The sequence below is a fragment of the Saprospiraceae bacterium genome, from assembly GCA_016715965.1.
Lineage (GTDB): Bacteria > Bacteroidota > Bacteroidia > Chitinophagales > Saprospiraceae > Vicinibacter.
In genome coordinates this window covers 2,882,827-2,896,712 of sequence record JADJXG010000001.1, presented here as the reverse complement: position 1 = coordinate 2,896,712, position 13,886 = coordinate 2,882,827, and the positions used below count along the sequence as shown (strand labels likewise).

Below are 13,886 nucleotides of genomic sequence, written 5' to 3'. Positions count from 1 at the left end.
ATAAGACTCCAGCAGATTTTGTTGGATCAATGAACTATTCTTTGCAAAAACAGATCTAACAACTGATTCGTTTCATTTATAGCTTTAAGGACATTTGAATTTTTTTTGCAGGCAAATCCAAACCGATCACCTTTGCCATGAGTTTCTGTCGTAGTTGCACCACTTGAGATGGATCTTTTACGAAATCGTGACTCATTTCAGAGACATGTATTAAACCAGATTCCTTGATGCCCAAATCCACGAAAATCCCAAACTGAACGATATTTTTAACCATGACCGGCAAACACATACCAATTTGGAGATCCTGTATTGTTTGAATTCTAGGGTCAAAGGAAAATACTTCCAGCCTTCCTCTTGGATCAATCCCAGGTTTCTTTATTTCTGTGAGAATGTCTTCTAAAGTATCAGAGCTACATTCTTCGTCCACAAAATTAGAAAAGGGTATCTTTTCGATCAGTGAGGCATCACGAATCAATGCATCCAAACTACTCCCGATTGACTTTGCCATTTTTTCCACCAATGGATATCTTTCCGGATGCACGGCAGTATTGTCCAATGGATGACTTCCTTCTCTTATTCTCACAAATCCGGCGCACTGTTCAAATACCTTGTCCCCCAATCTGGATATTTTCAGCAGATCTCTCTTGGTCTTAAAAGGTCCATTTTCATTGCGAAATCGTACGATACTTTGTGCCAATACTAGACCTATACCACTGATGTATGACAAAAGATATGCAGAAGCGGTATTCAATTGTACGCCGACAGCATTCACACAACTGCTCACTTCAAAATCCAAACGTTCCTGAAGCCATTTCTGATTTACATCGTGCTGATATTGCCCAAAGCCGATGGATTTAGGATCAATTTTAATCAATTCCGACAATGGATCCTGCAACCTTCTCCCAATACTGACGGAGCCTCTGAAAACGAGATCCAAATCGGGAAATTCTTCTCTTGCTATTGCTGATGCTGAGTAAACCGAAGCCCCGCTCTCATCGACCGAATAAATTTCAAAATCCCTGGTTTGGGGATATTGCTCCAGCCATTGTTTGACTTCCTTTCCGGCGGTACCATCGGCGATGGCCACAGTCTTTATATTGTATTTTCCTAAGTAGGCAAGAACTCGAGTCATAGATCCCTTTTCATCCTTTACCGGTTCTACTGGAAAGATGGTAAAATAATCCAGCAAATTTCCGGAAGCATCAAGACACACGCATTTGCAACCTGTTCTAAAACCAGGATCAATGGCAAGAACTGACTTTTGGCCCAAAGGAGCTTCCAGCAGAGCTTGTCTTAAATTTTTTCCAAAAACTTCAATTGATTGCACATCAGATTTGTCTTTCAATTCGCTGCGCAGTCTGGATTCGATCAAGGGCAAAATCAACCTATCCAATGCGTCTTTTACCGCCATTTCCACCTGCCTGGCATGGGAGACAGGATGATGCCATCGATATTTTCTATGGAGCAACCCCAGCATGTACTCCTCGTCTGAGTCTATGACAAGCCTTACCAATTTTTCATTCTCAGCCCTGCAAATTGCCAGATAACGATGGGGAGGTATTTTTGACAAAGGTTCCTTGAAATCCCAATAGTCCTTATACTTTTGGGCCGCCGCTTCTTTGGACTTGATCAATTTCGAATTTAGCAAGGCGGTTTTAAAATAAATTCCCTGGAGTCTGCCTCTTATCTCATCATCCTTGTGAATGATGTCTGCAACAATTTGCCGCACTCCTTCCAAAACTTCATTCTTGTCGGCGAAAGTTTCGCAAACCAGTCTGGTGGCTTCGCTGTCCAAATCAAAATGGGCATTGGACATCAACTTTAAAGCCAGGGGTTCCAGACCATTCTCTCTGGCCAGGTCAGCTTTGGTTTTTTTCTTTTTTTTATAGGGAGCAAACCAATCTTCCAAACTCTTCAAATCCTGACAATGGATTATTTTCTGTTCAAATTCCTTGGTCAATACACCCAGTTCTTCGAGGGCTTTAATAATATACTCCTTGCGATTCGAAAGCTCGGTGTATTCAGATTGAAATTTTTGGATGGCAAAAATATCTACTTCGTTCAGTGATCCGGTTTGTTCCTTGCGATAACGCGCGATAAAAGGAATGCTGGCACCTGAATGCAACAAAGCCAGTGTTTTCTGAATTTGTTTTTGAGGGATTTCAGTCCTCTGAGAAATGTAAGCTAAAGAATGCATTGCTTGTATGAGAAGAATTAAAAGAGTCTCAAAACTTTTGCACTCCTATCCAAAACGAATTTACCGTCCAGCTGTGCAAAATTCTGGATCCACAAGACGCCTGGTATTTTACCGGATTCAAAACTACCCGCCCAATCATTCATCCCAAGGGCTTCTGCCCCATTCAAAGTAGCCCATTGCAGGGTTTGTTCAGCTGAAATATCTGATTGATACTTCAAAATTGTTTTTATCTCTTCAAGGATCGAAAGTCTCCAATTGGAACTCAGTGAATCAGTTCCAATGCAAATTTTTGCATTCAATTTCGTAAATTTATGATAATCGGGCAGACGGTTTTCGATATAAAGATTGGCATTTGGACACGTGACAAAATAAGAATATGGATTCCAAAAAAGAACGGAAGAGATGTCTTCTGTATTCATCATGGTGTTGTGCACGAGCAATAGTTTTCCAGGATGTTTTAAATGATCCATGGTATAATGGATGGAAGTTTTACCAATTGGTATAAAGTGATCCATGCTAAATCCAAAGTTCTGGATAAACTCGATAAATCCGCCTCCCCTGTTCAGAAACATTAAATCCTCATCTTGCACCTCCTGATTGTGGATCGACAAAATATCATTGTTTCGGTTTAAAGAATTGATTTTTTGAAAAAGCTGTGGGCTTACCGAGTAGGGTGCATGAGGAGACATTGACTTGGGGAGATCACCATATTGATCGTAAACAGTTTTATAGGTATTGAAAAAATGGTCCGCCATGGAAGACTGCCAAAGATCAAATGCTTCTACAAATGTGTGGTATTTTATCTTGCTGGTTTCTTTGGTGCGAATCGTATCCGGTTTATTGGAAATATCGCCTGCTGCAACAATTCCCTCCTCCCACATTTCACGATCTGCCCTTACAATACATTCATCAATAAAACTTGGATCGACATCGCGCATAGTAACCACAGATCGAAGAAAGCTTAGTAAGCCGGTCCCGGTTGACAATCTTCCTCTTAGATGGGATAGTTCAAGATGGCCATGGGCATTGACAAATCCCGGACAGATCAATCCCGGGAAATGTTCAAATTCCTGAGGACGATACTCAGTTTCATCCAACAACTGCAAGATTTTACCGTCTTCATCCAGGATGATTGCTCCCTTGGCTCTCATTTGATGGCCATCAAACAAAAAATCAGAAAATATTTTTTTCAAAGAATGTACATTTAAATATTAAAAAAACAAAGGTGGCAAAATTTGTGAGATAATTTACTTCCGGGTGAAATAGAATCTTGTGTACCGAATTCAATTGAAATACAATTGCACCGGTTGAACCTTCTGGAACAAAGCCAATTTAAGCTCATGAATGGCCTACTCAATGTCCCATATGTCTCAAAACAAGAATCAATTGTTGCTCCGGGCTTAGATGGGTCGTGTCCACTTCTAATGCATCCGGAGTTTTAATCAGAGGACTATCCGCCCGGGTAGAATCCATCAGATCCCGATGCAGCAAATTCTCCAAAACTTCCTCGTAGTTGATGGAGATTCCCTTATGGATCAATTCTTCCAATCGTCTTTGAGCCCTCACCGAATCATCGGCTCTTACAAAAAATTTATAATCAGCATTGGGAAAAACAACCGAGCCAATGTCTCTTCCATCCATTACCAAAGAATTTTCTTTTGCAAATTCCCTAAGCCACTCAACGACCTTTCGTCTAACCGGACTTACTTTAGAGATTTCGCTGACATATTTTGAAACCTCGGGTTTGCGGATCTCTTCAGTGACATCCTTACCATTTAAAAACACCTTCACTGGAATCTCAGGAATCAAATCCAACTGAATCCGGGGTAAAACTTCTGCCACTGCTATTTCATCCAATGGTTGGATTTTGTTTTGGAGACAAAACAAGGTTACAGCCCGATAAGCTGCCCCACTATCTACATAATGGATTCCCAATGTTTTAGCTACTGACTTGGCAATCGTGCTTTTACCGCAGGAAGAAAGACCGTCTATGGCAATTATCATCGGGATAAATATCGGTCTTTTTCCAGAATCGGATATCCTTGTGATCGGATGAACAATTCTAAATTAAAAAATCCCGCAAGTGCGATACCTGCAGGATTCCATTTTTTTCTGTTGCAATTCATTAAAACTCTTCCTCATTAAAAAGGAAGTCGTCTTTTCTTGGATAATCCGGCCAGATATCCTCCATCGATTCATAAATCTCCTCTTCGTCTTCCAACTCCTGAAGATTTTCGATGACTTCGATCGGCACCCCACTTCTGATTCCGTAATCGATCAATTCATCTCTAGTGGCTGGCCATGGGGCTTCTTCCAGATGATGTGCTAATTCTAAGGTCCAATACATATCAGCTTATTTATAACGGTTTTTTTGTATAATTGAATTTTGTCCAAAAAGGTTCCCCAATCTATTAAAGGATCAACATAGCGTCACCGTAACTATAGAAACGGTATTTTTCGTTGATGGCCATGTGGTAGGCATCCATCAACAACTCATGTCCTGCAAATGCCGATACCATAATAATCAAGCTCGATTTTGGAAGGTGAAAGTTGGTCACCATAGCGTCTGCGATTCTAAAGTCATAAGGTGGATAAATAAATACATTGGTCCAACCTTCTGCCGGTTTCAATCGATTGTGCGCGGTAACCGCAGACTCAATGGTCCTCATGGATGTTGTGCCAACTGCAATCACTTTTTTTCCCAGATCTTTCGTTGCATTGACCAGGTTGGCAGTTTCTTCGGGTATGTTAAAATATTCTGCCTCCATTTTATGTTTGGACAAATCCTCTACCTCAATGGATCTAAAAGTTCCCATACCTACATGCAGGGTGACCTCGCCAAAATTAACACCTTTTATTTCCAGCATCTTGTAAAGCTCTCTACTAAAGTGCAAACCCGCGGTTGGCGCCGCCACGGCTCCAACTTCTTTCGCATAAATGGTTTGATATCGCTCTATATCGCTTGGTTCTGCAGGCCTGGTAATATACTTGGGCAATGGTGTCTGGCCCAATGTCTTTAGAATATTCTGGAAGGCTACCTCATCGCCATCATACAAAAAGCGGATGGTTCTACCTCTTGATGTGGTGTTGTCGACTACCTCTGCCACAAGAACTTCTTTGTTGTTCTTGTCATAAAAATACAATTTATTGCCTACTCTTATTTTACGCGCGGGATCTACCAGTACATCCCAAAGTCCAACTTTGCGGTTGAGCTCGCGGAGTAGAAAAACTTCAATCTTGGCACCTGTTTTTTCTTTTCGACCATACATTCTGGCTGGAAAAACTTTGGTATTGTTTATAATCAGGGCGTCTTTGTCTTGAACATAATCCAATATGTCTTTAAAGTGCTTGTGTTCAATCTTACCGGAAGCTCTGTCAATCACCATCAATCTGGATTCTGATCTTTCAGGAGAGGGGTATTGAGCGATTAAATTTTTAGGTAAACTGAAATTAAACTGAGATAATTTTGTACGCATGTAGAGGTCTTCTAATTTTCCGCAAAAATAATTATTTTATCAAGGGAATGTCAAATCTGTATTTTTGTTTCGTTAATGGATAGATAATGTATAAAAAATCTTTATATTGTTTAATTTAAAGTAAATTATTTTTTAGGTCGCCCATGCATGAAATATATTATTGCCTGACATATATTCTTATATAATGGTCATTTTCAGAGTATTAACAGAAAGCTTTGCACAGGCGATGTCACAATTGACGGGGAACAAACTCCGCAGCTTTCTGACATTATTGGGAATTGTTATAGGAATATTCTGTGTCATTGCGGTCCTTTCCGCAGTGGACTCTCTGGAAGAGAACATCCTTAATAGTTTTGATAAACTGGGTAACGACGTCCTTTATGTAGGAAAGGAACCCTGGAATGAAGACCCTAAACAAAACTATTGGAAATATATTGGAAGGCCTTCTCCTTCAATGAATGATCTAAAAGCCATCCAAAAAAAGTCAAAACTAAGTTCGGCCTCCTCACTTTCTGCTTTTATACCTGGAGGCATGATCAAAGCCAGGCAATCCTATGTAGAAGGGGCTTATTTTGCAGGTATAACAGAAGAGCACGATCGGGTCATCCGGTTTGATTTTGCGGAAGGAAGGTATTTTTCAGGTTCCGAATTTTACAATGGTAGTGAACAGATTATACTGGGCCATCAGTTGGCTGAAAATTTATTCGAGGGTAAACCAGCAGTTGGCGAAAGGGTCAAAACATTTGGTAAATATTTTACAGTGTGCGGGGTTTTGAAAAAAGAAGGCAAATCCATCATCAATATTATGCCAACAGATCAGGCTGCATTTATTCCTTGGAACACTTTGGCAAAACAAATTTCTTTGCATTCAGCTTCAAAATGGAGAACCTCGTTGAGTGTCAAAGGAAAAAGGGGCGTAAATCAGGAAGATCTTAAACAAGAGATTGTCAGCATCCTTCGTCCAGCAAGGGGGCTCAAACCAGCCGATGTTGACAATTTTGCCATCAATCAACTTACGATGTTGACCAATTTAATCTCAAAAGTATTTTCAGTGGTGAATACCGCTGGATTTTTGATTGGGATATTTGCCATGTTGGTGGGTGCTTTTGGTGTAGCCAACATCATGTTTGTTTCTGTAAAAGAAAGGACTCCTCTCATTGGTATCAAAATGGCCATTGGTGCAAAAAGATTTTACATCTTACTCGAGTTTTTGCTGGAGGCAATCATACTTTGTTTGATCGGAGGCGTTATCGGTTTGTTGCTTGTTGCGATAATCCTTGGCTTTCTTGGCAAAATGGCGGGCATGGAAATGTTTGTTTCTCTTCACAACATTGTCATGGGAATCGGATTAGCGATTGTCATTGGTCTGATTGCAGGAATTGTCCCCGCATTGCAGGCATCCCGCATGGATCCTGTGGAAGCCATTCGAAAATAAATGCTTATCCCAAAAGTGTCACTGGAATTCTGCTCTAAGCCTATCTCTTTTCAAATATTGTCCTCTTATCCCCAATTTTTGTATTAGAGATTTTAACCCTTTCAAACATGGCTTCAAAATCAATGCTTTTTAATCTATTTGATTCGTCAGCATTGTACCACCGAGGGTCCTCATCAGAAGTCTAGATTAAATTTTCAATTTCGCGTTCATCACAAATTCTAATGCTTCATTTGGACTTATGAAATAGAATTTGACAGACAAAGATTGGAACTTGAACTTTATCGAAGAAATTCCAATAACATAACGGCACTATAAATATATGAATTTTCACTTCTGTCCAAAATAATTTTTACAAATCAACATTCCCACTTTTTGTCGCGCACGACTGAACGATCCAAGCTAAAAGCTTGGTAGAGTGCGACAGCTCTCTAAGTGAAGGAGCCGCGAAAGCGGAGTACCAAAAAACGCAGCCTTTTCTAAGGCGGCATCTTCCTTGGTTCTATTGAGCTTTATTTGGTTCATTTTGCAAGGTTCTCTGTTGGGACAGATTTTGGGCGCTGTATATTGCCGCTCCATAATTTCATTTCATTTTGATGGTTTGTTTGATGAGTGCATCATATTAGTTTCCGTAAAATGAGCGACAATATAAGGCGCTATTTCCAAAATCTGTCCTTCTTGGGCCGCTGACGAAAAGGCTCTTAATATTAATCAATATTTAGATTGAAATATCAGGAAGAATGATGGGTTTCAAGCATTTCAATGCGGCTTAGGACTCCGCAGTGATTGAGCGATCCACGACTTTAGGAGTGGTCGAGTGCGACAGCACGAGAAGCGAAAGAACGCGTTAGCGCTTGTGGGAAGATAAACAAAAGAATGGGCCATCGAGGCGGCGCACTCCAAGCCGTCCTTTGAGGGACGGTTCCCTCCTTTTGGAGTGACTTTGTGTCACTCCAATGTTCCCCGTATGGGGACCACCAGTCAGTCACATAGCGAAAGAGCTGCAGTTGGGTGAGCGAGGTGATCGTAGCGAAGTATCCTGCCACGCAGGATACCATCGTACGACAGTGCGATGGCGAAGTGAACCGCGAAAGCGGAGAATTGAAACAGCGAGCTATCTTTGTTTTATCCCTTGCGCCTTGCCCCCAATTTATTGGTGGGGGCTCCTTCACTTTTTGAGCTGTTGCTCAAAACTGCTTCGCAGATCGTTCAGTCGTCTTTTGACGGCCAAAAGAAAGTAACTTACGTGAAGTTTGATAAACAAAAGAAATTTTTTAAATCGCAATAACTGTTATGGGGGTTCAATTTTATAATAACGATTCAAAATTAGTACTCACTTGTAAATCAATGGTCACATTTCAAATTTAAACTTATTTTGGACAGGTGCGATGAATTTTAATGGATCACCTGAATCGGAGGGCATTTACAGGACGAATTCTAGATACGAGCCATGAAGGGATCAAAAGGCTTGCCGTTATGGTGATAAAAAAGACAAGAGCCAGGATAAACCAGGTGATTGGATTCAGAGCCACCGGAGCGTGATCGAGGTAATAGTCTGCCTCACTTAGTTTGATCAACTTCCATTTCCATTGAATCAAACATATTGCGATCCCGATAACCATACCTGACAAAATTCCTTTGAATACAATCTGAATCCCATAACGGATAAATATTTTTCTCTGGTTCCAAAGATCCATTCCCAATGCAGACAACAAACCAATCATCTGTGTCCGCTCTAGAATTAAAATTAAAGTGGTAGTGACCATGTTGATGATACAAACCAATAAGATCAGACCCAAAATAAAGCTGCGGTTGATGTCTTGCAGGGCAAGCCATTCAAAAATATTTGGAAATTTTTCGCGGATGGTTTCACAGTAAAGATTGGAAGGCAGTACTTCTTCGTACAAATATTGACTAATGACAGAAGCTTGCGATAGATTTTTGACAAAAATTTCAATCCCTGTTACTTCATCGGGTTTCCATCCAAGCAGATCCTGAAGCAAACGAATATCAACGATGGCAAACTTGCGGTCATATTCTTCCAAACCAGTCCGATAAATTCCAGTTACCTTAAGTTTTCTTTTGATCATTTTACCATCCAGTACGAAATGACCAATCACCGCGTCACCTACATTTATTTTGGCTTTCAAGGCCGATTGTTCAGAAATTAAAACATCCCTCGAAAAAAGACTGTCCGCAAAATCCAACCATTGTCCATCCTTCAGGAATTCTTTTGCAAAGGAAGGATTGAATTCAGGATCTACCCCTTTTAAGAACAGGCCCTCCTGTCCCTGATGGTTTCCTATAATCGCAGGAAGCACCACAAATCTTTCTGTTTCTGAAACGGCATCTTCCCTCAGTCCAATGGACTTGTAATCTGCTCGGTTGATCAAATCAACAATGCTGTCGCTGTTAGAAATTAAAAATGGTTCAATGCTTCTGCTAACCTGCAAATCTGTCACATGAATATGACCCCAAAAGCCAAACACCTTGGATGCAATTTGTGATTTAAAACCTTCAAAAACAGAACCGGCGACAATCATCACAGCCATGCTCAGTGCAGTGGATATTATACTAATTCGAATAATGTTGCGAATCAGTGACCGACTGAATGATCCATAGGTCTTTTGGGCGATAAACCGACTAACATCCATTTTAATGCAAATAATAGCTGATAATGTGCGGACGCAAAGATACAGTACTCTGGTCCATTAACTCCAGGAATGGACGAAATACTATTTCTGTATTGCAGTTCTATTTGGATTCTTTATTAATCATACTTTATTTAAACAATGATTCTCCAGCAAGAATCGGCTTCTGCTTTGATTCACATTGAATTGCAATGCATTTGTACTTGTAAATCCATTATTATACAATCTGGCTGTATCTTTGGCCCCAATAATCGACAGAAGAAGCTTAACAAGATGGCCAGAAGAAGTTTTATAAAAGAACTAGAGAGGAGGAACATGCTCCATGACCATACTCCCGGATTGGAGGAGCATTTGCAAGATGGCATGTGTGTAGGATACATAGGTTTTGATCCAACGGCTCCATCACTGACCTTGGGCAATTATGTACAAATCATGTTGTTGAGCCTCTTTCAGCGTTGTGGTCATAAACCGCTGGTGGTGATGGGTGGAGCAACTGGCAGGATCGGCGATCCCTCCGGCAAAGACAAGGAAAGGGTCCTGAAGACCATCGATGAGCTCGATGCCAATATCCTGGCTCAATCAAGACAGTTTCATAAGTTCTTAAACTTCGAAAAAGGAGAGAATGCGGCAGTAATGGTCAACAATTTTGACTTTTACAAGAATATGAATGTGTTGGATTTTCTCAGAAACGTGGGCAAACACACGACCATCAATTACATGTTGTCCAAAGAATCTGTAAAAAAAAGATTAGAAACAGGAATATCTTACACTGAATTTACGTACCAGCTCCTGCAAGCCTATGATTTTTACTGTCTTTATAAGGATTATGGCTGCAAGTTGCAAATGGGAGGTTCGGACCAATGGGGAAATATCATTGCCGGGACAGATTATATTTCAAAAACCATTGCGGATGGTAAAGCTTTTGCGATCACTACTCCCCTGCTCACCAAATCCGATGGTAGCAAGTTTGGAAAATCGGAAGAAGGGAACATCTGGTTGGATGCAGAGTTGACCAGTCCCTACAAGTTTTATCAATTTTGGTTAAATGCGGATGATGCAGATTTGCCAAAGCTCTTTCGTTACTTCAGCTTTAAAGAATGCGAAGAAATCGAACAGTTGGAATCTGAATACCGGGATGATCCCAGAAGGCTCAAACAAATCCTTGCTGCTGAAATCACCGAGCGGATTCATGGAGAAGCAGCACTGCAAAGTGTTGAAAAAGTCAGTTCGCTTATCTTTGGAAAAGACAGCTCTACCGAATTTTTACACAGTCTGGACATCCATGATTTAAGCCAGGTCAGTAAGGAAATTCCTTCTTTTCATTTGAGAAAAAGTGAATTGGCAAATGGGATCGAGTTGACCCAGTTACTGACTGAATTCTGTCCTGTTTTTAGCTCTAAAAGTGAAGTACGGAGAGCCGTTCAAAGCAATGCATTGACCATTAACAAGTATAAAATATCTCAAATCGAACACAGGGTGCAGGTTTCCGATTTGCTAAAAGAAAAATTTATTCTAATCGAAAACGGCAAAAAAAATAAATACATTTTAATCATTGAAAATTGATGTTTCCCATTTTCAATCCAGCAGATAGGCAAAAAGAGATATACACCGAAGGTGCAATGGGGCATAAACCCAAACTACCCATTGACTTTAAAACTCTGGAGCAAAAGGCTTCAAAAATTCTTTCAAAAAATGCATTTGGATACATTGCTACCGGTGCCGGACAGGAAGAAGGTATTCTGAATAATCAAATTGCTTTTTCTTCATGGAATATTGTTCCTGCTGTAGCTTCCGGTATTCAAAATTTAAATACCAATAGAGAAATTTTGGGATTGGATTTACCTTGGCCCATCATGTATGCGCCTGTTGGTGTGCTTGATCTTGCAAGACCAAAAGGAGATCTTCTTTTGGCAAAAGCTTCCAAGCAAACCGAGATTCCTATGATCATTTCAAATCAGGCTTCCACCCCGATGGAAGAAATTGCAAGGGCTTTGCATTCACAAAACTTTTGGTTTCAATTGTATTTTAGCAAGTCAAAAGAACTGGTCAGAAGTTTTGTATATAGAGCAGAATCTTGTGGTGCCAAAGCCATCGTACTCACTTTGGATACGACCACCCTGGGTTGGAGACATAGAGATTTAAACAATGCGTATTTACCATTTATTCGAGGACTGGGGATAGCCCAGTATACTTCAGATCCTGTTTTTAAGGCCTTACTTCAAGACGTCAATCTGCATACCCAAAAGTCAACCGGTAATATCTTCCAAAAATTGAGATTGCTTCACGAACTACTCAGGAATTATCCAGGATCCTATATGAGTAATTTAAAAAGCAAAGAACCGATTAAGGCCGTCAGAAATTTTATTGAAATATACAGCAGACCCGAATTAAACTGGGAGGACATCCGTTGGCTTAAAGAAATTTCCAATATTCCTGTTTTACTTAAAGGCATTTTACATCCAAATGATGCTAAAAAAGCACATGATATAGGAATTGATGGGATTGTGGTTTCAAATCATGGAGGCCGTCAAATAGACAAAGTACTTAGCAGTCTTGAAGCATTGGTAGAAATAAAAAAAATTATACCACAAGATTATCCGCTCATTCTTGACAGTGGAATTAGAACCGGCACAGATATTTTTATTGCTTTGGCCTTGGGTGCCAAAGCTGTGCTTTTGGGAAGACCTTATGTCTATGGAATGGCTATCAACGGTAGCCAGGGTGTTGTTGAAATCTCAAAAAATATCCTGGCAGAATTTGAGATCACCATGAAATTGGCTGGCTGTCCAAATATTGAGTCCATCACAGAGGAAAAATTGGCTAAGAAATAGACGACCAAAAAAATGATTAAACAATCTTAGTGTATATGAATCTCTCTTCATTAAGCTCATGCCTAAAAATTACACTAGACCCTCAAGACCTTTCCTTGTTTATTTCAATCATCCATGACATACTCAATGCCGGTCAAAAGCTTAGAAAGCAAATCCGGAAACGAGCAAGGTAGCAGGTAAAAAAGGAGGATGTGAAATAATAAGGCTTTTATTTTACACTTTTTTCAAGCCTTCCAGCAGCCATTTTTCTTCCTCCTCCCAGATTAAAATTTTTGCAGCTGCAAAACATTCTTGTTTCAATTGCGTGTAATAAACGGGATCAATCATCTGTTTTATTGCAGCTATGATGCTTTCTTCCGAAAGTTCAGGGATTAATTGGATAGCACCATATTGCTTCTTCAAATTTCTGTATTCCGGAAAATCCATGTGAATACCGGGTAAACCTGCCTGAATATAATCAAAAGTCTTATTGGCCAATGAATGATAGTAATTACCGCTGAATCCATCCAACAGATTGATACCAATACAAGCTTCAGAAGCCAGTTGGTGTAAATGATCTGGATGCTTCCAGCCTAAAAATTTTACACGTGAGGACAATCCCAACTCATCCACCAACTTACGCAAGTCATTGGACAAGTCACCTTCTCCTGCCATGTGCAATTCAAAATCAGTCAAACGAACCATCGCAGCAATCATCTGCTCAAGGCCCCTTCCCACATTCAAAACACCCTGGTACCAAATGATTTTTTTCTCAAATGGAGCATAAACACCACCGGATTCCTTTTGCAGAGGGAGATTCCGGATGGTTAAAAAATTTACATTGTATTTTTTACCCAATGTATCTGCCAGGGATTGGGAAACGGTCAAACATAAATTTGCTTTGGGGATGCCAAATTTACAAATGGATTCCCATACCCATTTTACAAAGGGCTTGTTTACAATTTCCGGACTTTCTTCAAAGTATTCATGCGCATCAAATATCAATTGCTTGCGCTTGAGCCACTTTGCCAAAGAAGCTGCCAGCAAGCTGTCAGCGTCCACACTGTAAACGATGTCCCATTGATTGATCAGGAGAATATAAAACAAGCGGATGTTATATTCCAGGTAAAATAAAAGTGTCCTCTCAAACAAAGGACTTATGGTTCTGTGATTGGGTGAAAGGATTTGTTTCTTATGCTTTAATCTGGAGATTGGAACTATTGCATATCCTGCATTTTGCAAACTTTCTGAAATGCGTTGCAATCTTTGATCGTAGGACCAATCAGAGGTGGTGATGAGATAAATAAGTTTGGTTTTCAA

The 13,886-nt window shown here is 40.2% G+C and carries 10 protein-coding genes; 3 read left to right on the top strand and 7 right to left on the bottom strand.

Features of this window, described 5'->3' with window-relative positions:
- Positions 1-76: 76 nt before the first annotated feature.
- From IPM48_10990 to queA, 5 genes are all read right to left on the bottom strand, one after another.
- Positions 77-2,197, bottom strand: coding sequence for a helix-hairpin-helix domain-containing protein (locus IPM48_10990; protein ID MBK9272111.1), 2,121 nt, complete (start codon positions 2,195-2,197; stop codon positions 77-79).
- A gap of 17 nt (positions 2,198-2,214) precedes the next feature.
- A complete protein-coding gene (locus tag IPM48_10985; GenBank protein MBK9272110.1) occupies positions 2,215-3,390 on the bottom strand; it encodes an amidohydrolase family protein in 1,176 nt (391 codons plus the stop codon).
- A gap of 160 nt (positions 3,391-3,550) precedes the next feature.
- Positions 3,551-4,201 (bottom strand): (d)CMP kinase, encoded by a 651-nt coding sequence (locus IPM48_10980; protein MBK9272109.1) that lies wholly within the window; start codon positions 4,199-4,201, stop codon positions 3,551-3,553.
- Positions 4,202-4,322: 121 nt separating this feature from the next.
- Positions 4,323-4,544, bottom strand: coding sequence for a DUF2795 domain-containing protein (locus IPM48_10975; protein MBK9272108.1), 222 nt, complete (start codon positions 4,542-4,544; stop codon positions 4,323-4,325).
- 64 nt (positions 4,545-4,608) lie between these two features.
- Positions 4,609-5,673: a tRNA preQ1(34) S-adenosylmethionine ribosyltransferase-isomerase QueA gene (gene queA, locus IPM48_10970; GenBank protein MBK9272107.1), complete on the bottom strand. Its 1,065-nt coding sequence runs from the start codon at positions 5,671-5,673 to the stop codon at positions 4,609-4,611.
- Between the two features lie 184 nt (positions 5,674-5,857).
- On the opposite strand from queA, the gene IPM48_10965 reads away from it, so the two are divergent.
- The gene (locus IPM48_10965; protein ID MBK9272106.1) at positions 5,858-7,108 is read left to right on the top strand and encodes an ABC transporter permease; all 1,251 of its coding nucleotides are present in this window, start codon (positions 5,858-5,860) and stop codon (positions 7,106-7,108) included.
- 1,400 nt (positions 7,109-8,508) lie between these two features.
- Here the strand turns inward: IPM48_10965 and IPM48_10960 are convergent.
- Positions 8,509-9,759, bottom strand: coding sequence for an ABC transporter permease (locus tag IPM48_10960; GenBank protein ID MBK9272105.1), 1,251 nt, complete (start codon positions 9,757-9,759; stop codon positions 8,509-8,511).
- Positions 9,760-10,029: 270 nt separating this feature from the next.
- Here IPM48_10960 and IPM48_10955 point away from each other — a divergent pair, with 270 nt between their 5' ends.
- Both IPM48_10955 and IPM48_10950 read left to right on the top strand, forming a co-directional pair.
- On the top strand, positions 10,030-11,319 hold the full coding sequence (locus IPM48_10955) for a tyrosine--tRNA ligase (GenBank protein MBK9272104.1): 1,290 nt from the start codon (positions 10,030-10,032) through the stop codon (positions 11,317-11,319).
- Positions 11,319-12,587, top strand: coding sequence for an alpha-hydroxy-acid oxidizing protein (locus tag IPM48_10950; GenBank protein MBK9272103.1), 1,269 nt, complete (start codon positions 11,319-11,321; stop codon positions 12,585-12,587). Before IPM48_10955 ends, IPM48_10950 begins: the two co-directional genes overlap by 1 nt.
- A 213-nt stretch (positions 12,588-12,800) precedes the next feature.
- Here the strand turns inward: IPM48_10950 and IPM48_10945 are convergent, their stop codons facing one another.
- On the bottom strand, positions 12,801-13,886 hold the full coding sequence (locus tag IPM48_10945; GenBank protein ID MBK9272102.1) for a glycosyltransferase: 1,086 nt from the start codon (positions 13,884-13,886) through the stop codon (positions 12,801-12,803).

What these genes read in the sequence shown, in the direction of transcription:
- IPM48_10990 (MBK9272111.1), bottom strand. Translation starts at nt 2,197, where the DNA reads ATGCATTCTTTAGCTTACATTTCTCAGAGGACTGAAATCCCTCAAAAA.
- IPM48_10980 (MBK9272109.1), bottom strand. Translation starts at nt 4,201, where the DNA reads ATGATAATTGCCATAGACGGTCTTTCTTCCTGCGGTAAAAGCACGATT.
- IPM48_10975 (MBK9272108.1), bottom strand. Translation starts at nt 4,544, where the DNA reads ATGTATTGGACCTTAGAATTAGCACATCATCTGGAAGAAGCCCCATGG.
- queA (MBK9272107.1), bottom strand. Translation starts at nt 5,673, where the DNA reads ATGCGTACAAAATTATCTCAGTTTAATTTCAGTTTACCTAAAAATTTA.
- IPM48_10965 (MBK9272106.1), top strand. Translation starts at nt 5,858, where the DNA reads ATGGTCATTTTCAGAGTATTAACAGAAAGCTTTGCACAGGCGATGTCA.
- IPM48_10960 (MBK9272105.1), bottom strand. Translation starts at nt 9,759, where the DNA reads ATGGATGTTAGTCGGTTTATCGCCCAAAAGACCTATGGATCATTCAGT.
- IPM48_10955 (MBK9272104.1), top strand. Translation starts at nt 10,030, where the DNA reads ATGGCCAGAAGAAGTTTTATAAAAGAACTAGAGAGGAGGAACATGCTC.
- IPM48_10950 (MBK9272103.1), top strand. Translation starts at nt 11,319, where the DNA reads ATGTTTCCCATTTTCAATCCAGCAGATAGGCAAAAAGAGATATACACC.